The sequence below is a fragment of the Ochrobactrum sp. AP1BH01-1 genome (genome assembly GCF_018066705.1).
Lineage (GTDB): Bacteria > Pseudomonadota > Alphaproteobacteria > Rhizobiales > Rhizobiaceae > Brucella.
Genome location: NZ_JAGPOU010000002.1, coordinates 678,371 through 698,091 on the forward strand (window position 1 = coordinate 678,371; position 19,721 = coordinate 698,091).

Genomic DNA, 19,721 nt, shown 5'->3' on the forward strand with positions numbered 1-19,721 from the left:
TCTGCTGCCGGTTGGAATACGATTTCCCAAAAAATCATACCAATAAATAGGGATGCCGCATTTACGCATCACTCATAAGCCTGGCTGATGCATTCATTAACGATCATGATTGTTGCGAAACGGTCTTTTCGATTTTGCGCATCCAGTCCACAAGCGGACGAGCCCGTTCGGTGAAATCGACAAGACGATCCGCCAGATCGGTACGGGTGATCGTTTCAGGATCGATTTCCATCCGCACGGAGAAATGCCGATTGCGAATTGCTTCCAGCAGATCGTCGTCGGTGACGGCCTCGAAACCACGTGGTGTGCGTTTCAGCCGGTCGTAATCGCTGATTTTCAAGCCGTTTTTCTTAAGTTTCGCAACCATGGCGCGGAATTCTTCCGGCTTCTCGACAATAGAAGTGCGTATGGCCTGAAGCAGTTCTTTCTTCGGCCCCCACCACGCGACACAGGCGTAGCTGTCGCGAACACCCGGCAAGCCAATGCAGACATAAAAGCACCCGCTCTCGTCCCATTTCGTGCCTGATTGCGACAGCAGTGCAGACAAGTGACGATTATAAGGGGCCTTGTCCTTGGAAAACCGCGTGTCGCGCTTGATACGGAACTGCGATTTAACCCGGTCGCCCTTGAACGGCAGGCCAGCTTTTTCAAAACGGCTCGTCAACTCCTCAACCAGATCGCCAAGCGGCTCCTTCAATTGCTGCTCGAAAAGATCCTTGTTCTCGACAAACCATTCGCGGTTCTGATGAAAATCCAGAGCTTTCAGAAACGGGATCGCTTTCTCGCCAAAACCGTTGAACGGGGCCATTATTCTTCTCCGACCAGCTTGAACCAGGCATCTTCGTCAATGACTTCGATGCCAAGCTCCGATGCCTTGGCGAGCTTCGAGCCCGCCCCCGGTCCTGCCACCACAAGATCGGTCTTCTTCGACACCGACCCCGCCGTCTTTGCCCCATAGCGTTCGGCCATGGCCTTCGCCTCATCCCGCGACATACGTTCCAGACTGCCGGTAAACACCACCGTCTTGCCTTCGACCGGCGAGCCGGTGGCGACACGCGCCTCCTCATCAAGCGGCGTCACTTCCGCCAGAAGAGCCGCGAGCACTTCGCGGTTATGCGGCTCCGCGTAAAAATCCACGACCGCTTCGGCAACGATGGAACCGATACCCTCGACCGCAATCAGGTCTTGCCAGGCTTCATTACCCTTGTCGGTGCGGTCGCCCTCTTTCGGCGGAACGGCTTCCAGGGCAGCTTTTTCAAAGGCTGCATAAGACAGGTACGCGCGAGCAAAACGCTTGGCATTCACCTCGCCCACATGACGGATACCGAGGCCAAACAGAAAGCGATTGAGCGCAATCTCGCGCCGGTCATTGATCGCATCGTAGAGCTTCTTCACGGAAGTCGTGCCGAAACCTTCGATGTTCTCAAGCTTCTTGAGAGGCGATTCGGCCTGACGCCTTTGCAGCGTAAAAATATCCGCAGGCGACTTGATCTTCAGGCTGTCATCTTCCGCATGGAAAAAGAACTCGACCTGCTTCTCGCCAAGACCTTCAATGTCGAACGCATTGCGCGATACGAAATGACGAATGCGCTCAACCGCCTGCGCGGCACAGGTCAGCCCGCCGGTGCAGCGATAGACCGCCTCACCCTCTTCGCGCACCGCATGGCTGCCGCAGACGGGGCATTCATGCGGAAACTGGAACGGCACCGCACCGGCCGGACGCTTCTCCAGCACGACATCGACAATCTGCGGGATAACATCGCCTGCGCGCTGCACGATGACCGTATCGCCGATGCGAATGTCATGTTCGTCCGCGCGAATACGCTCTCCCTTCTGACCGATACCCTTGATGTAATCCTCGTTATGCAGCGTCGCATTGGTGACGACCACGCCGCCGACAGTGATCGGCTCCAGTCGCGCCACCGGCGTCAACGCTCCGGTGCGCCCGACCTGAATGTCGATGCCTCGCAAGATCGTCAGCGCCTGTTCTGCCGGAAACTTGTGCGCGATAGCCCAACGCGGGCTGCGCGAGCGGAAACCGAGCCGCGTCTGCAGATCGAGCCGATCAACCTTGTACACGACACCGTCGATATCATAATCCATCGTCGGCCGTTCGAGACCGATGGCGCGATAATGCGCAAGCAGTTCGTCTGCACCGTGAAGCCGCTTTGTCAGCGGATTGACCGGGAAACCCCATTCGCGGAACATCTCGACCATGCCCATCTGCGTGTCGGCGGGCATTTCGGACATTTCCCCCCAAGCATAGGCGAAGAATTTGAGCTTGCGGCTCGCCGTTACCTTTGCATCGAGCTGGCGTAGCGAACCCGCTGCCGTGTTGCGCGGATTCACATAGGTCTGCTTGCCTTCGGCGGCCATCTGCTCGTTGAGCGCAAGGAAGTCGCTCTTGGCCATATAGACCTCGCCGCGCACTTCCACGACGGAAGGCGCTCCCGCCGGAAGCCGGTTCGGAATTTCGGCGATGGTGCGGATATTCGCCGTCACATTCTCGCCGGTCGTGCCGTCGCCACGCGTCGCGCCGCTGACCAGAACACCATTCTCATAACGGATCGACATGGAAAGCCCGTCGATCTTCGGTTCGGCTGTAAACGCGATGGAATTATCCGGCAATTGCCCAAGGAAGCGATAGACACTCCCGACAAAGTCGCGCACGTCTTCATCCGAAAACGCATTGCCAAGCGACAGCATCGGACGCGCATGAACAATCGGTGCGAATTTAGAAACCGGCGCGGTGCCAACCCGCAAGGACGGACTATCTTCCCGAACCAGATGCGGGAAACGCGCTTCAATCGCATCATTGCGCCGCTTCAGCGCGTCATACTCGGCATCCGAAATCTCTGGTCGGTCGTTTGCATGATAAAGCTCATCATGGTGAGCAATTGCTCGCGACAGCCGCTCCAATTCGGAAACGGCTTCATGCTCGGTCAGTCTTTCGACGGGAATATCGGTCATAGGCGGGGCAAAACCTGCTGATTCAATTTCGCCCAACATAACCAAGAAATACGTCTACGCCTACGAAAACAGCGAACTGCACATTGACTGCTGACAGGCTTTTAAATGGCCAGCGCGCTATTTTCCGCCAGCAGTCGTTCCGCTGCGGCGCGCGCTTCATCGGTGATGCTCGCACCGGCCAGCATGCGGGCGATCTCCTCCTGCCGCTCATCCAAGCCGATAGACCGGATCGATGTCGACATGCGGTCTTCATGAGTCGCGGACTTGGCAATCAGGAAATGAGTGGAAGCACGGGCTGCCACCTGCGGTGCATGTGTAACCGAAAGCACCTGCACGCGCCCGGAAAGCCTTGCAAGGCGCTGGCCAATGGCGTCCGCCACAGCGCCGCCCACGCCGGTATCGATTTCATCGAATACGAGCGTCGGAGCAGACCCGCGATCGGCAAGCGCCACTTTCAGCGCCAGCAGGAAGCGCGAAAGCTCGCCACCAGAAGCGACCTTCATCATCGGCCCGGCCCGCGTGCCCGGATTGGTGCGCACCCAATACTCCACCGTATCGATGCCTTCCGCCGCGCGGGTTTCGGGATCGGTTGTCATCTCCACGATGAATTCGGCGCGCTCAAGCTTGAGCGCCGGCAGTTCGGCCATCACCGCAGCCTTCAGATGTTCCGCAGTTTCCCTGCGCGAACCGGAAAGCTGAGCCGCCGCCGCATCATAGGCCGCGCGCATTTCGCTCGCCTGGCCCTCAAGCTGGATAAGCTTTTCCGCCCCCGCATCGAGATCGGCAAGGTCCGCATCCATCTTATCGCGCAGCGCAGGCAAGCCTTCCACCGCAACGGAATATTTGCGTGCCGCAGCGCGCAGAGCAAAAAGCCGTTCCTCGACCTGTTCCAGCACGCGGGGATCAAAATCGATTTCACGCATGGCATGATCAATGCCATCCTGCGCAAGAGCCAAGCTGTTGAGCGCTTCGTCGATGGCCTTGCACACCGGCTCCAGCAGATGCGGCGCTTCCGGAATCTTGCGCTCCAGACGACGCACAAGGCTTGCCAGCGACGGCACGGGCGAACCCTGCCCCGAAAGCAACTCGCCAGCTTCGTTCACGTCGCCAGCGATCTTTTCGGATTTCATCATGATCGCACGCCGCTCAGCGAGTTCTTCTTCCTCGCCGGGTTGCGGATCGAGCTTGGTCAGTTCTTCAACCGAAGAGCGCAGATAATCGCCTTCGCGCTCGGCCTGCTCGACACGGGCGCGATGCTTGGCAAGTGCGGTTTCCGCGTCACGCCAGGCCTTGTGACGCTCGCGGACCACTGCTGCCTCTTGCTCAAGACCGCCGAAAGCATCCAGCAATGTGCGATGAAGATCGGTATCAATCAGGGCGCGATCATCGTGCTGGCCGTGAATTTCCACCAGCCTGCGCCCGAGATCACGAAGAAGGGCGACGCTTGCCGCCTGATCGTTGATGAAAACGCGCGTGCGCCCATCACCCATCTGCAGGCGGCGCAGGATGATGTCGCCATCATCGTCAAAACCATTATCACGCAGAAAATTGCGCGCCGGATGGTTGCCCGGCACGTCGAACACCGCCGTCACCTGCCCCTGATCCGCGCCATGGCGCACCAGCGAGGCATCGCCGCGCGCGCCAAGCGCCAGCGACAGCGAATCGAGCAGGATGGACTTGCCCGCCCCGGTTTCGCCGGTAAGCACGGACAAGCCGGTCCTGAACTCGATGTCGAGCCTTTCAATCAGAACAATATCACGGATCGAGAGGTGCGACAGCATGTGAGAATCAGCTTATGAGCCGCCGCCGGTGATGAGGGCCGAAGCCTTGGCCAGCCACGAATTGCCATTCTCACGCGGCTGAAGACCACCGCTCTGGAGAAGCTTGTAGCTGTCCTTGTACCACTGGCTATCCGGGAAGTTCTTGCCCAGAACCGAAGCGGCCATCTGGGCTTCCGACGTCAGGCCCAGCGCGTAATAGGCTTCAACGAGACGAGCAAGGGCTTCTTCCACCTGACGGGTATTGGAATATTCTTCCACCACGCCGCGGAAGCGCTTGATAGCGGCCAGATATTCCTTGCGTTCCAGATAGTAACGGCCAACCTGCATTTCCTTGCCTGCAAGCTGGTCGCGGGCGAAACGGATCTTGGCCTTGGCATCATCCGTATATTCGGAATCCGGGAAGCGATCGACCACTTCCTGCATCGCCGCGATCGCGCGACGGCTTGCGGCCTGATCGCGGGTCACGTCCGGGATCTGGCGGAAGTAGGAAAGACCGATGATGTAATAGGCATAAGCCGATTCAGGCGAGGTCGGGTATAGCGTATTGTAGCGCTTCGCCATCGAGATCGCTTCTTCGTAGTTGCCCTTGCGGTAGTTGGTGAAGGCGGCCATCACAAGCGACTTGCGCGCCCATTCCGTGTAAGGATGCTGGCGGTCGACAGCGGCAAATTTCTTCGCGGCCTCATCAAGGCGACCTGCGTCCAGATTGGCGAGACCTTCATTGTAGAGCTTGTCGGCAGGATCGATCGTCTCGACATATTTGGTGAGATCGATATCGTCGTTTTTGCTGGCACAACCGGCGAGCGGGATAAGAACGGCGATGGCGCCAGTCAGCAGCGCGGTTTTCGTCACACCCTTGAATTTGAAACTCGTCATGCGGTCTCCGGCCTTCTGGCAACGTCATCCCTGTTTGGAGTTGCGTGCTTCTATCACTGCACGGCTGCTCCATCCATACAAATCATTTCAGCTTCAGCGAATGCGAGAACATAGCTGACGCCGTTTTGGCCGTCCATAAACCACATGCAGGCGAAATCGGCAATCGTCTAGTGGTCCGAATCCGCCGGACGGCATATCGAAACGCGTAACCGTTGTGAATTGTCCCCGGTATTGACCACCCGCTTGGGTAGATATTCCCCGATCAATCCACCGCAGGACGGCGCACCGACTCAATTGCGAGGTGAACTGGCGAACACGGCTCAATTAAGGCCATGCGTCCACACCCACCTATTTCTCATCCGATTTTAAAGCGCATCCTGAAAAGTTTGAAACGGGTTCCAACCGAGATGCGCGATTCACGATAAGCTTTTAGAGCGCCCACGGGGCCGCGATGTTTGGCTTCACGGCAACGAAATCCGATGACCTGGAATTCTTGCGGACACCGGACGCCTCGACAATATCGAATGCCGACTTGTCCGACAGCAACGCCTTCACCGTTTCCGCGTTCAGCCTGTGGCCACTGCGATAGGAGCGGAAACAACCGATGAACGGCAGACCTGCCAACGCCAGATCGCCAACCGCATCGAGCGTCTTGTGACGGACGAATTCGTCCTTGAAACGCAGACCGCCCGGATTGATGACAGAATTGTCGTCACCGATGACAAGCGAATTGTCGAGAGAGGAACCAAGCGCATGGCCAGACGCCCATAGACGCTCCACGTCCTTCATGAAACCGAAAGTGCGCGCGGTGGAAAGCTCCTTGCGGAAGGTCGCTTCGTCCACATCGTCCGCAAACTTCTGCCGACCGATCAGTGGGCACTCGAAGTCGATCTCGACCTCAAATCGCGTGCCGGCAAAGGGACGGAATTCACCCCAGGAGCCACCAGCTTCGACGCGCACCGTTTTCAGAATACGGATAAAGCGGCGCTTTGCCTCCTGCGTGATGATACCGGCCTCATCGAAAGCCTCGATAAAAAGCGCCGACGTACCATCGAGAATGGGAACTTCCGGGCCGTCGACTTCCACGACAAGGTTGTCAATGCCGAGAGCGGCGATTGCCGCCATCAGATGCTCCACAGTGTCGATCTTCGCATCTTTCGGCCCGAGCGACGTGCAGAGGTCCGTCGCACCGATCTGCGAAACATGAGCGCGTACTTCCGGCGCCTTGCCCTTCAGGTCGGAACGCTGGAATACGATGCCGGTATCGGCATCAGCCGGGAAAAATGTTGCCGAAGCAGGAGCTCCGCCATGAACGCCGACGCCTGAAAGCGTGACCGCACGACCAATTGTCTTTTGATAAGCGCTCAAGACAGTTCCAATCTGCTGAATAAAATGGGTGCAGGCCGTCCAAAAGGAGTTTCAACACGGCCCGATTTCGCAATTCTTGCGTCTATATGGATAGATATAGCTAAAATTGCGACAGGAAATACGCATGGGTTCACAAAAGTTTGCTACCCCAACCGTACCCCGTTTGATCAAGATAATAATTCGCGCGACCTGAACAAAATCACGCTTTCTTACGAACATGCTGTTTCTGTTTACAGAAATGAAAAGCCGCGGAATTACCCGCGGCTTTCAAATTCATTGTCCGAAATGGCTCAGTTCGACTGGCGGCGCAGGAAGGCCGGGATTTCGAGCTGATCTTCTTCCGAAGCTGCACGCGGCTGCGGGCGGCCCTGATCGTCAAGCTGGCCGCGACGCGGTGCGTAGATAGACGAGTCCTGCTGCGGAGCGCGGCGTTCAGCCGGACGCATGCCCGGCTCACGGTGCTGCGCCGGTTCCAGGCGGGCTGCAGGCTGATCGTCCTCGCGGCGCGACAGACCGCTCATGAGGCGGTTGAGCAGACCCTTGGTGCCGCGCGGCTCTTCCTGTACCGGCTGCTGGGAAGCACGGCGGGCATTGATTTCAGCCTGTGCGACCGGCGGGAAATCCGAAACGGCCGGCATGCGCGGAGCAGGACGCGGTTCACGAACCGGCTGTTCATGCATCTGCGGCTGCTGGTAGGCCTGCGGCTGCACGGCCTGCGCTGCCTGATGGGCTGCCGGAGCCTGCGGCATCGGTGCACGAGCGACCGGAGCGCGTTCGAAGGATTCCGGTGCCGGAGCCTGGAAGATGCGGCTCTGCGGACGGAATTCCGGTTCGGCAGAAGCGGCAGGGGCTGCCGGCGCGGCTGGAATTTCAGCTTCGGCGGACTGGATCGCCTGCGCAATCGGATCGACCTGACGCGGCTGTTCAACGACCGGAGGACGAAGTGCGCCATGCGGAGCCATCGGCTTGGCCTGTGCGGTCTGCTTTACCGGCTGGCGAAATTCCAGCGGCGCAGGCGCCGCGTCTCCTAACTGCTTATCGATACCGGTAGCGACGACAGAAACGCGGATGACACCTTCAAGGCCTTCGTCGAAGGTTGCGCCAAGAATGATGTTCGCATCCGGATCGACTTCTTCGCGAATACGCGTCGCGGCTTCGTCGACTTCGAACAGGGTCATGTCGCGGCCGCCGGTGATCGAGATCAGGAGGCCCTTCGCGCCGCGCATCGAGGTTTCGTCGAGCAGCGGGTTGGCGATTGCAGCTTCGGCAGCAGCCATTGCACGGCCCTCGCCGGAAGCTTCACCCGTGCCCATCATGGCCTTGCCCATTTCGCGCATTACCGAGCGAACGTCAGCAAAGTCGAGGTTGATCAGGCCTTCCTTGACCATCAGATCGGTGATGCAGGCAACGCCCGAATAGAGCACCTGGTCAGCCATTGCGAAAGCATCGGCGAAGGTGGTCTTGTCATTGGCGATGCGGAAGAGGTTCTGGTTCGGAATGACGATGAGCGTATCGACATTCTTCTGCAGTTCTTCGATGCCGAGATCGGCGGTCTTCATGCGGCGGGCGCCTTCGAAATGGAAAGGCTTGGTCACGACGCCAACGGTGAGGATACCGCGTTCGCGGGCAGCACGCGCCACGACCGGAGCTGCACCGGTGCCGGTGCCGCCGCCCATGCCTGCGGTCACGAAGCACATATGCGTGCCGTTCAGGTGATCGACGATCTCGTCGATGCATTCTTCAGCAGCCGCACGGCCAACCTCTGGCTGGGAACCAGCGCCAAGACCCTCTGTAACGGCAGCGCCGAGCTGGATCATGCGTTCGGACTTCGACATCGTCAAAGCCTGAGCGTCGGTGTTGGCCACGACAAAATCCACGCCGCGCAAGCCGGCATTGATCATGTTGTTGACCGCATTGCCGCCGCCGCCGCCGACACCGAATACGGTGATGCGGGGCTTCAGCTCGGTGATATCCGGCTTTTGCAGATTGATAGTCATAGGTCCTTGTTCCTCTTAAGCCTTACCACCGCTTCGCCGCCGCGGTGTGGATTGGTTGTTACCCAGATGGTCACGCCCCAATAAGTCGACACGCTAATTCAACACGCTATTTCAACAGCTTACACAATACTTGCTACTCAGAAACTCTCTTTCAGCCATTGGCTGACACGTTGAATGCGCCCACCCGTACCGGTCATCAGACCGGAGGAAGCCGCTTTCACCGACCGTTCTTCTATCCCGGCCACCTGCGGGTAAATCAGAAGTCCAACGGTCGCGGCGAAAGCCGCCCCCTTAGCCGCCTCAGGCAATCCCGCTATTCCTAGAGGACGCCCGATTCGTACATTTCTTGCAAGGATTCGTCTGGCAGCCTCCGGCATTCCCGGCAGCTGGCTTGCGCCACCCGTCAGAACCACGCGCTTGCCGACGATATGTCCGAGGCCCGACTGGTTGAGCCTGTCGCGCACCAGTTCCAGTGTCTCTTCCACTCTCGCACGGATAATCCGCGTCAGTACCGAGCGCGGATATTGATTGGGTACATCACGCTCATCGTCGCCGATCGGCGGAACCGAGATGAGGTCGCGGTCATCGGCTGCACTTGGCAGAGCCGAGCCATACATGACCTTGAGGCGTTCGGCGTCTTCCATACGGGTGGAAAAGCCCCGCGCCACATCCATCGTGACGTGCGTGCCGCCGATAGCAACCGCATCGGCGTGAATGAATTTGCCTTCAGAGAAGACGGAAATTGTCGTCGTGCCGCCGCCCATATCGATGCAGGCCGCGCCCATTTCAGCTTCATCGCCGACCAGAGCCGCAAGACCGCTGGCATAAGGCGTTGCAACGATGGCTTCCACCGACAGATGGCAGCGATTGATGCAAAGCTCCAGATTGCGCAGCGGCGCGGCATCAGCCGTCAGCACATGCATGTCGACGCCAAGGCTGTCGCCGAGCATTCCGAGCGGATCGCGAATGCCACGCTCGCCATCGAGGGTGTAGCCGACAGGCAGCGAATGAACGAGGTGACGTTCAGCGGCAAGCGCCTGCTTTGCGCCAGCCGCCAGAACGCGGCGAATATCGGTCTGCTCGACTTCATGGCCGCCCAGATTGACGCTAGCCGTAAAGGTTTCGCTCTTGAGGCGGCCAGCGGAAATATTGACGATCAGGCTATCGACCGTCAGCCCGGCCATGCGCTCTGCAGCGTCGACCGCAAGACGGATCGACTGTTCGGCCGCGTCCAGATCGATGATGACACCCGACTTGACGCCCCGCGAACGCTGATGGCCAATGCCCAGCACTTCCATACGGTGCGTGCGGCCCGGCAGCAGGGCGCCGCCCTCATGCGGACGCAACCGTGCGATGACGCAGGAAACCTTGCTCGATCCGACATCCAGAACCGTTAACAGGCGCACCTTGCGCCCTGCAGTTCCGCCTTGTGATGTCCCCTTGCCGCCCAGAATACTCATACGCGTTTCCCCGTGCGGGATAGTTCTTTCTTACGCTCAGCCAGAAATTTCTGACGCTGCTCCATGCCGCTTGCCGTCAGCTGCACCGTCACGCGGTCTTCGAGACGAAGATCGACCGCAGCGATATCGCGCGACAGCAGGTGCTGCTCCTGATCGAGCTTCTCGACATGTGCCAGCGCCTTCAGCGGATCGGTTTCCGGCAGCATGATGCGCACGCCATTATCCAGAAGCAGGTCCCAGCGACGGTCGCCGACGCGGACGTAAGCACGAACCTTTCCGGCCAGCGCCGGATAGGCGGCGATTTCATCGACGAAACCCTTGACCTTCTTTTCCGCACCCTCGCCCACTACGAGCGGCAGCGAATTGTAACGGCCCGGACGGAATGGAACGATGGTATCGCCCGCAGCGTCGATCAACGACAGGTCCTTGTCGTTCTGCCAGATGGCGAACGCCTTGCGCTCGCGCAGCGAGACAAGAACGGTGCCGGGATAAACCTTGCGGACTTCCGCACTTTCAATCCACGGCAGCTTGTCGATGGACTGGCGCGCCTCTTCGGCGCTCAGACCGACCAGGGACGTTTCGCCGTCGAGATCAAGCTGGCCCAGAATATCGATGTCGGAGGTCTCGTTGTTGCCGACAACCTTCACATCCTCAATTGCGAAACCAAGCGTGGATGCAGTTGCCTTGATGACCTCGGGCGTATGACCGCCAACAGCCATGCCATAAAGACCGGTTGCACCTAGGAAGCCCAGCATGCCGACAGTACCGGCATGACGTGGAATGTTGACATTGCCCTGAAACAGACGGACAGCAAAGCGGAACGGCTTGCGCAGGAAGCGCGGCAGGACAAAAGCGGCACCCATCGCACCCGATGCATCCCGCATCGAGCCCGAGCGCCCGTATCCGTCCGATTTTCCGTTCAACGCAAACAAGACGCGTCCTCCACCATCCAACTCAACAATTCACCGAAAGAGATACCAGCCGCTCTGGCGATATCAGGCACGAGCGAGGTAGGAGTCATCCCCGGCTGGGTATTGATTTCCAGCCAGATAACTTCGCCATCTTCGGAGAAACGATCATCGAAACGGAAGTCTGACCGGCTTACGCCCCGACACCCGATTGCCCGATGCGCCGTAAGGGCCATTGTTTGTATTTTTTGGTAAATATTTGGTAAAATTTTTGCCGGGCACACGTGAGTTGATGCACCTGCAACATATTTTGAATCATAATCATAGAACTGATGCCCGACAGGAATGATCTCGCACACGTCCATGACGCGATCGCCCATCACCGCGCAGGTCAACTCCCGACCGGGAATGTATTTTTCGACCAGCACCTCGGCGCCATAGTTCCACTCGGCAGAGCTGATGATTTGCGGCGGATGAGCCTGATCTTCCTTGACGATCACAACCCCAAAGCTCGACCCCTCGCGCACCGGCTTGACCACGTAAGGCGGCTTCATCGGATGCTCGGCGCCGATCTCGAAACGATTGAGCAGAAGCGAGGGAGCGACAGCAACACCGGCAGCGGCAGCAACCTTCTTGGCGCGATCCTTGTCCATGGCGAGCGCCGAAGCAAGCACGCCCGAATGCGTGTAGGGAATCTGAAGATATTCCAGAACACCCTGAATAGCGCCATCCTCACCGAAAGGGCCATGCAGAGCATTGAAAACAACATCGGGCTTCAGCTCGGTAAGAACGCTGGCAACATTGCGACCCACGTCAACGCGCGTCACGCGATAGCCGCATTCTTCAAGGGTCTTTGCGCAAGCCTCGCCGGAAGAAAGACTGACAGGACGCTCCGAAGAGAAACCGCCCATCAAAACGGCAACGTGCTTTCCCGTCATGTTAGCATCCCCTCTGCGCAATCCCCTGCGCATCAATTAAACAGAATCCGAGCAACCCAGCAGCACAGGCCGCAGGTACCCGCGGCAGGAAAATCCTGCCGAATCAAATCACTGTGTGGTTAACCCTAAAGAATCAGAGGATTGATTCCGTGACAAGACCCTATAGAAAGGGACGAACCTTACGCATCGCTTGCGAAGGCAAAAAAGCCCGGAATATCAGGTAGAAAATCCGGGCAACTTTTTTATCAAAATTTTCCAAGAAACTCTTCAACCGGCTCGCCCTCGCGGAACAAACCGAGACGTTTGATTTCCCAATGAAGGCGAATGCCCGAATTTTCAAAAACTCTGGCGCGAACCGTTTCGCCCAAAGTCTCCAGATCGTGCCCCGTTGCGGTGCCGGTATTGATCATGAAATTGCAGTGCATTTCCGACATCTGGGCACCGCCGACGCGCAGGCCGCGGCAGCCCGCCTTGTCGATTTCCTTCCAGGCCGACGTGCCTTCCGGATTCTTGAAGGTCGAACCGCCTGTCTTTTCGCGCACCGGCTGCACCGTCTCGCGGTGATGCTGCACCTCGTCCATGGCCTGCCGGATCGCGTCGCGCTCGCCCGCAATCCCCTCAAACAGGACAGAGGTAAAAATCAGGTCCGGCGAAGCCGAGGAATGCCGGTAAGCGTAGCCCATATCCGCATTGGAAAGCACCTGCACCTCGCCCTTGCGATCAAGCGCGCGCACTTCCACGACGCGCTCGCGCGTTTCCACGCCGTTCGCGCCCGCATTCATGCGCAAAGCGCCGCCAATGCCGCCGGGGATGCCATGGTAGAAATGAAATCCGGCCAGCCCCGCCTCCAGTGCCGCCGCAGCCACACGCTTGTCAGGCGTTGCCGCCCCTGCCCGCAATTGCGTGTCGGAAACCTGTTCGACTTCGCCAAAGCCCTTGGCCGAGAGCCGCACGACAAAACCGGGAACGCCGCCATCGCGCACCAACAGGTTGGAGCCGATACCGACGACCAGGATCGGTATCTCTTCAGGCACCGCCCTCAGAAACACGGAAAGGTCTTCCTCGTCGGCAGGCTGGAACAGGACCTGCGCCGGTCCGCCAGCGCGGAACCAGGTTATCTTGTCCATGCCGGCATCGGCTGTCAGCCGGCCACGCAGGCCCGACAGCTTGCCATCGAGCTTCTTCAGAAGCGTCTCGCCGCTTTCCATCTTACTTCTTGCCCTGTTCAGCCAGTTCTTTCGGCAGTGCGTAGGCCCATTGGGTGATATTGCCTGCACCGAGGCACACCACAAAGTCACCCGGCTCCGCAATCGAGGCGACCAATGGCGCCAGCGCTTCCGCGCCGCTGGCATATCGCGCATCGCGATGACCTGCGGTCTTGATGCGCGATACGAGCGCCTCGGAATTGACGCCTTCGATCGGGTCTTCGCCTGCCGTATAGACCGGCGCCACGATGACCGTATCGGCATCGTTGAAACATGCCGCGAATTCGTCAAACAGGCTTGCCAGACGCGTAAAACGGTGCGGCTGCACGATGGCGATAACACGGCCTTTGGCGGCTTCACGCGCAGCTTTCAGGACCGCGCGGATTTCAACCGGGTGATGGCCGTAATCGTCGAATATCTCGACGCCGTTCCATGTGCCGGTATGGGTGAAGCGGCGCTTCACACCGCCGAAAGAACCGAGACCGCGACGAATATCTTCGGCGGAGATACCGAGTTCGTGCGCAACGGCGATTGCCGCCGTCGCGTTGGATACGTTGTGCTGGCCCGGCATCGGCAGGCGCAGATCCTTGATCTCGGTCGCCTCGCCCTTGCGCGAGCGGATCAAGACGTCGAACAGGCTCGCAGCACCGTCCATGCGGTGATTGACGAAACGCACTTCCGCCTGCGGGTTCTGACCGTAAGTGATGATGCGGCGATCCTCGATGCGGCTCACCAGAGCCTGCACTTCCGGATGATCGAGGCACATCACGCCGAAACCATAGAAGGGTACATTCTCGACGAACTGGCGGAATGCAGCGCGCACGGCATCGAAATTGCCGTAATGGTCGAGATGTTCCGGGTCGATATTGGTGACAACCGCAATATCGGCTGGCAGCTTCAGGAAGGTGCCGTCGCTTTCGTCGGCTTCCACCACCATCCAGTCGCCATCGCCCATGCGGGCATTGGTGCCATAGGCGTTGATGATGCCGCCATTGATGACGGTCGGATCGAGATGCCCGGCGTCGAGCAATGCCGCGACCATTGAGGTCGTGGTGGTCTTGCCATGCGTTCCGCCAATCGCGACCGCATGACGGAAGCGCATCAGTTCGGCCAGCATTTCCGCGCGGCGCACGATAGGCAGCAGCTTTTCGCGTGCGGCAACCAGTTCGGGATTGTTCTTCTTGATCGCCGTAGAAACAACGACGACTTCGGCATCACCGATATTTTCAGCCTTGTGGCCGACAAAAACCTCAATGCCCTTTTCGCGCAGGCGCTGCACATTGGCGCTGTCGGACTGGTCCGAACCCTGAACCTTGTAGCCCAGATTATGCAGCACTTCGGCAATACCACTCATGCCGATGCCGCCAATTCCGATGAAATGGACAAGCCCGATATTCAGCGGCATTTTCATGGCCGGTTTCCTTCTTTGAATTCCTGAACAGATTTACCCGCTGCAATAGCCTCTGCCAGATCGGCAAGCAACCGCGCAGCGTCCGGCTTGCCAACGCTTTTTGCAGCTCTTGCCATAGTTTCGAGGCGCTGTGGCTCATTCATCGCGGCCTGGAGTATCTCTGCCAGCCGTTCCGGCGACAATTCCGACTGGCGAACGACCTCGCCGCCGCCAACGGCGGCCAGTGCTGCCGCATTCGCTGCCTGATCGTGATCCAGCGCATGCGGGAACGGCACCAGCATGGCCGGGCGACCAATGACAGTGATCTCGGAAACGGTCGAAGCCCCGGAACGTGAAATCACGAACTGGGCATCGGCCATGCGTGCCGGCATGTCGTTGAAGAACGGCGCGACGTCCGCCGGAATGCCAAGCTTCTTGTAGGCGTCCCGCACGGCGGCTTCGTCTTCCTTGCGGGACTGCTGGGTGATCAGCAACCGCGCCCGGTCTTTCTCCGGCAGCAAGGCTACGGCCGCAGGAATGGCGGTCGAAAAGAACTGCGCGCCCTGGCTGCCGCCAAAGACAAGCAGACGGAACCGTTCATCCGCCTTGACCGGCCTGTACGGCGTCCCGGCTGCGACGAGCACAGGCGGACGCACCGGGTTGCCCGTCGCGACTGTCTTTTCGGCATGTACTCCGCCCGTTTCAGGCAAAAAGCCGCCCGCAATAGCTTTCACGCGACCTGCAAGGCCCTTGTTGGCACGGCCCATGACGGCGTTCTGCTCATGGACCATGGTCGGAATGTTCATGTTGCTCGCCGCGTAAAGCGGCGGCAGCGTCGGATAGCCGCCAAAGCCTGCAACGAGTTTTGGCTTCAGCCCGCGAAACAATTTGCGGGAATCGAGATTGCCCTGCCATAGCGACCAGAACGTCTTCAGGAGTGCTATCGGATTGCGGCCCGCAATCGTCGCCGAGCGAATGACATGAACATGGTCTTCCGCGAAGGCGCCCGCGAAACGCTGCGCGCGCGCATCCGTTGCAAGATGAACGTCCCAGCCGCGCGCCTTCAATTCATGCGCCAGCGCTTCTGCCGGAAAAAGATGGCCGCCCGTTCCCCCGGCGGCCAATACGATAACACCCTTACCCATCGACCCCTCACAGCGCAGGAATGCGTTCGCCCCGATTTGAACCAATATGCCCAACCGTATGCGTCATACGCGCTTCCGGGCGGCGACGGGTGAGCGCCAGCAGGATGCCCATTGTGATGGCAATTGCCACCAGCGACGAGCCGCCATAGGAGATGAACGGCAGGGTCATGCCCTTTGCAGGCATGAGATGCAGGTTCACCGCCATGTTGATGATCGACTGGAAACCGAACAGGATGACAATCCCCGAGACGGCAAGACGCGTAAACGCATCGCGCTCGCGCAGTGCGATGGAAACACCGCGCACGACGATGAACGCAAACAGCAGCAGGATGATCATGCACAGGATGATGCCGTATTCTTCCGCAGCGACCGAGAAAATGAAATCGGTGTGACTGTCCGGGATGATGCGCTTCACGGTGCCTTCGCCTGGCCCCTGCCCGAACCAGCCGCCGCGCAGGATTGCCTCGCGACCCGCATCGACCTGGAACGTGTCGCCCTCGCCCGTCATGAACCGGTTGATACGCCCTGCGACGTGATCGAACATGAAATAGGCGGAAACACCGCCGCAAACCGCAAGACCGCCAAGAACCATGATCCAGAACATCGGCAGGCCGGCGAGGAAGAACATGGCACCCCATGTGCCGGTGGTCAGCATTGTCTGGCCAAGGTCAGGCTGGAGGACGAGCAGAGCCGCAACGGTGCCGAAGAGCAGCATGGCAAGAAAATTGCCAGGCATTTCCCCACCGCGTTCTCGTTCCGAAAACAGCCAGGCGCAAACCACCACAAAAGCCGGTTTCATGAATTCCGATGGCTGGATGGAGATACCCGCCAGATTGACCCAGCGCCGCGCACCCTTCACTTCGATGCCGAAAAACAAAGCGGCAACCATCAGTACCAGCGCGATGCCGAGCAGGATAAGCGCAAAGCGCCTGATCTGACGCGGCGAGAGAAACGACACGCCGATCATGACGGCGACCGCCGGAAGCATGAAGAAAATCTGGCGCTCGACGAAATGAAAACTGTCCAGCCCGATGCGCGACGCAACGGCGGGACTTGCGGCGAATGACAGCAGAATGCCAAGCCCCATCAGGGCCAGACATGCGGCGAGGAAGAAGCGGTCTATTGTCCACCACCAGTTGGCGACAGGACCGCGATCGACACGGCTTACCATCAGCTTTCCCCTCTTATTGGCGTTACACCCGGAAGCGCCAGAACGGCGCTGCGGAATGCATCGCCGCGTTTTTCAAAATTCTGGAACTGGTCGAAGCTCGCGCAAGCGGGCGACAGCAGCACGACCGGCTCCGGAGCGGCATCGTTGCCGGCATCCCGGGCAGCGTGTTCAACGGCGACTGCAAGCGTGTCGGAAATCTCGAACGGCGCCGCATCGCCAAGCGTTGCCGCAAACTGCGCTGCGGCTTCACCGATCAGATAGGCCTTGGCAATCCGCGGAAAGAACCCCGCCAGCGAAGCAATCCCGCCTGCCTTCGGTACGCCGCCTGCAATCCAGTAGATATTCTGCGGGAAGGAGGACAAGGCCGGAGCCGTCGCTTCCGCATTGGTCGCCTTGGAATCGTTGACGAACAGGACTTTTCCGCGATGTCCGACCTGTTCCATGCGGTGAGCGAGGCCCGGAAAGCTCTTCAGACCGGCGTGGATTTCCTCAAGGCTCAAGCCCACCGAGAGGCAGGCTGCAATCGCCGCAAGCGCATTCTGCGCATTATGCGCGCCGCGCAGCGAGCCGATACCTTCCAGCGAAGCGATTTCGTCGATTTCTCCATCCTGCGACCAGAACAGTTTCGCACCGTCAGCAAAATAACCTTTGCCGAGTTGTTTTTCCTTGGAAATCCGCACGACATTGACGCCGTCACGATAAAGCCGGTCGGCAATGGCTTCGCAATATTGATCGTCGACCCCGACAATCGCCGTGTCGCTTGCCGCCACCAGCCGTTCCTTGATCGCGGCATAGTTTTCCATTGATCCATGACGGTCGAGATGGTCCGGCGTCAGATTGAGCAGGATGCCTGCGGTTGGGTTCAGCGAAGGCGCGAGATCAATCTGGTATGATGAACATTCAACCACGTAAAAGCGGTTCGCCTGCGGCGGCTCCAGCGTCAGGATTGCCGTGCCGATATTGCCGCCAAGCTGCATATCCCGGCCGGAAGCCTTGAGGACATGGGCGATCAGGGCGGTCGTCGTCGACTTGCCATTGGTGCCTGTAATGGCAATGAGCGGGCAATCGGGAGCAATGTGGTTGCGCTCGCGGACGAACAATTCCACATCGCCGATGATCTCGACACCTGCGGCATGGGCCAGATCGACGGTCCAGTGCGGCTTTGGATGGGTTAGCGGAACGCCCGGCGAAAGCACGAAAGCCGCAAACTGCGACCAGTCCGCCTGCCGCAGGTCGCCCGTGGCAATGCCCGCGCTCTGGGCACGGGCAACGCTGTCGGGATTGTCGTCCCAGGCAATAATCTTTGCGCCGCCTGCAAGAATGGCCTTGGCGGTCGCAATGCCCGACCCGCCCAGTCCGAAAAGGGCGACTGTCTTGTCCTTGAGGGCGGTGATCGGGATCATGGCACTTTACCGGAGCTTGAGGGTGGAAAGGCCGATCATCGCAAGGATGATCGCAACAATCCAGAAGCGGATCACGACCTGGCTCTCGGTCCAGCCCTTCTTTTCAAAATGGTGGTGGATCGGCGCCATCAGGAAGACGCGCTTGCCGGTCAGCTTGAAGGAACCGACCTGAATGATGACGGAAAGCGCTTCCATCACGAACAGGCCGCCGATAATGGCGAGAACGATTTCATGCTTTGTCGCAACGGCGACCGTGCCGAGCATGCCGCCCAAAGCCAGCGAACCCGTGTCGCCCATGAAGATTGCGGCGGGCGGCGCGTTGAACCAGAGAAAGCCGAGGCCCGCGCCGATGACGGCGCCGAGGACGACGGCAAGCTCACCCGTGCCGGGCACGAAATGGATTTGCAGATAGTCGGCGAAGATCGCGTTACCGGACAGATAGGCGATGAAACCGAAAGAGGCTGCGGCCACCATGACCGGCACGATTGCAAGCCCGTCGAGACCATCGGTCAGGTTCACGGCATTGCCAGCGCCAACCATGACGAAGGCAGCGAACGGAATGAAGAACCAGCTCAGATTGACGACGAACTGCTTGGCGAATGGGAATGTCAGCGAAGACGAGAACGGCTCCTGCCCTGCCCGCATGATGATGAAAGCGGCGGCGGCGGCGATCAGGAATTCGATGCCAAGACGCGCCTTGCCGGAAAAGCCCTTGTCGGACTGCTTCGTCACCTTGAGATAATCGTCATAGAAGCCGATTGCGCCGAAACCCACCGTAACCAGCAGCACGACCCAGACATAGACGCTGGAGAGATTGGCCCAGAGCAGGCACGACACAAGAATGCCGGTCATGATCATCAGCCCGCCCATGGTGGGCGTACCGGCTTTCTTGAAATGGGTCTGTGGGCCGTCGGCGCGGATCGGCTGGCCTTTCCCCTGACGTACCCGCAGCGAATTGATGATCGACGGGCCGAACAGAAACACGATCAGCGCCGATGTGATCATCGCGCCGCCGGTGCGGAAAGTAATGTAGCGGAACACATTGAGCGGTGTCATATGTTCGGCGAAGAAGGTGAGAAGCATCAACATGTAGAGAAAAATCCCTCAAA

15 protein-coding genes are annotated in these 19,721 nt (G+C 59.1%); all 15 read right to left on the reverse strand.

What is annotated here, in order from left to right; genetic code table 11:
• Nucleotides 1-103: 103 nt before the first annotated feature.
• Nucleotides 104-808 (reverse strand): DUF2461 domain-containing protein, encoded by a 705-nt coding sequence (locus J9800_RS08660; protein ID WP_114216809.1) that lies wholly within the window; start codon nucleotides 806-808, stop codon nucleotides 104-106.
• Nucleotides 808-2,970, reverse strand: coding sequence for an NAD-dependent DNA ligase LigA (gene ligA, locus J9800_RS08665; protein WP_114216850.1), 2,163 nt, complete (start codon nucleotides 2,968-2,970; stop codon nucleotides 808-810). Before ligA ends, J9800_RS08660 begins: the two co-directional genes overlap by 1 nt.
• A gap of 101 nt (nucleotides 2,971-3,071) precedes the next feature.
• Nucleotides 3,072-4,751: a DNA repair protein RecN gene (recN, locus tag J9800_RS08670; protein ID WP_114216810.1), complete on the reverse strand. Its 1,680-nt coding sequence runs from the start codon at nucleotides 4,749-4,751 to the stop codon at nucleotides 3,072-3,074.
• A gap of 12 nt (nucleotides 4,752-4,763) precedes the next feature.
• Complete coding sequence (locus tag J9800_RS08675) at nucleotides 4,764-5,627, reverse strand: outer membrane protein assembly factor BamD (RefSeq protein ID WP_112592563.1); 864 nt, start codon at nucleotides 5,625-5,627, stop codon at nucleotides 4,764-4,766.
• Nucleotides 5,628-6,056: 429 nt separating this feature from the next.
• Entirely contained in the window at nucleotides 6,057-6,995 is a 939-nt protein-coding gene (gene lpxC / locus J9800_RS08680) for a UDP-3-O-acyl-N-acetylglucosamine deacetylase (protein ID WP_112592564.1), read from the reverse strand.
• 290 nt (nucleotides 6,996-7,285) lie between these two features.
• A complete protein-coding gene (ftsZ, locus tag J9800_RS08685; protein WP_114216811.1) occupies nucleotides 7,286-8,992 on the reverse strand; it encodes a cell division protein FtsZ in 1,707 nt (568 codons plus the stop codon).
• A gap of 137 nt (nucleotides 8,993-9,129) precedes the next feature.
• Nucleotides 9,130-10,452, reverse strand: coding sequence for a cell division protein FtsA (gene ftsA / locus J9800_RS08690; protein ID WP_006467216.1), 1,323 nt, complete (start codon nucleotides 10,450-10,452; stop codon nucleotides 9,130-9,132).
• Nucleotides 10,449-11,384, reverse strand: coding sequence for a cell division protein FtsQ/DivIB (locus tag J9800_RS08695; RefSeq protein ID WP_114216812.1), 936 nt, complete (start codon nucleotides 11,382-11,384; stop codon nucleotides 10,449-10,451). The genes ftsA and J9800_RS08695 overlap by 4 nt, the downstream gene beginning before the upstream one ends.
• Nucleotides 11,372-12,298, reverse strand: a complete 927-nt coding sequence (locus tag J9800_RS08700; protein ID WP_114216813.1) for a D-alanine--D-alanine ligase — start codon at nucleotides 12,296-12,298, stop codon at nucleotides 11,372-11,374. The genes J9800_RS08695 and J9800_RS08700 overlap by 13 nt, the downstream gene beginning before the upstream one ends.
• 245 nt (nucleotides 12,299-12,543) lie before the next feature.
• The gene (gene murB, locus J9800_RS08705) at nucleotides 12,544-13,506 is read right to left on the reverse strand and encodes a UDP-N-acetylmuramate dehydrogenase (RefSeq protein ID WP_114216814.1); all 963 of its coding nucleotides are present in this window, start codon (nucleotides 13,504-13,506) and stop codon (nucleotides 12,544-12,546) included.
• A gap of 1 nt (nucleotide 13,507) precedes the next feature.
• Nucleotides 13,508-14,914: a UDP-N-acetylmuramate--L-alanine ligase gene (gene murC, locus J9800_RS08710; protein ID WP_114216815.1), complete on the reverse strand. Its 1,407-nt coding sequence runs from the start codon at nucleotides 14,912-14,914 to the stop codon at nucleotides 13,508-13,510.
• Entirely contained in the window at nucleotides 14,911-16,038 is a 1,128-nt protein-coding gene (gene murG / locus J9800_RS08715; protein WP_114216816.1) for an undecaprenyldiphospho-muramoylpentapeptide beta-N-acetylglucosaminyltransferase, read from the reverse strand. Before murG ends, murC begins: the two co-directional genes overlap by 4 nt.
• A gap of 7 nt (nucleotides 16,039-16,045) precedes the next feature.
• On the reverse strand, nucleotides 16,046-17,209 hold the full coding sequence (gene ftsW, locus J9800_RS08720) for a putative lipid II flippase FtsW (RefSeq protein WP_114216817.1): 1,164 nt from the start codon (nucleotides 17,207-17,209) through the stop codon (nucleotides 16,046-16,048).
• Nucleotides 17,209-18,612 carry a UDP-N-acetylmuramoyl-L-alanine--D-glutamate ligase gene (gene murD / locus J9800_RS08725; RefSeq protein WP_114216818.1) on the reverse strand — a complete coding sequence of 468 codons (1,404 nt, stop codon included), beginning with the start codon at nucleotides 18,610-18,612 and terminating at the stop codon, nucleotides 17,209-17,211. Before murD ends, ftsW begins: the two co-directional genes overlap by 1 nt.
• Nucleotides 18,613-18,618: 6 nt before the next feature.
• Nucleotides 18,619-19,701 (reverse strand): phospho-N-acetylmuramoyl-pentapeptide-transferase, encoded by a 1,083-nt coding sequence (gene mraY / locus J9800_RS08730; RefSeq protein ID WP_112592573.1) that lies wholly within the window; start codon nucleotides 19,699-19,701, stop codon nucleotides 18,619-18,621.
• Nucleotides 19,702-19,721 lie beyond the last annotated feature (20 nt).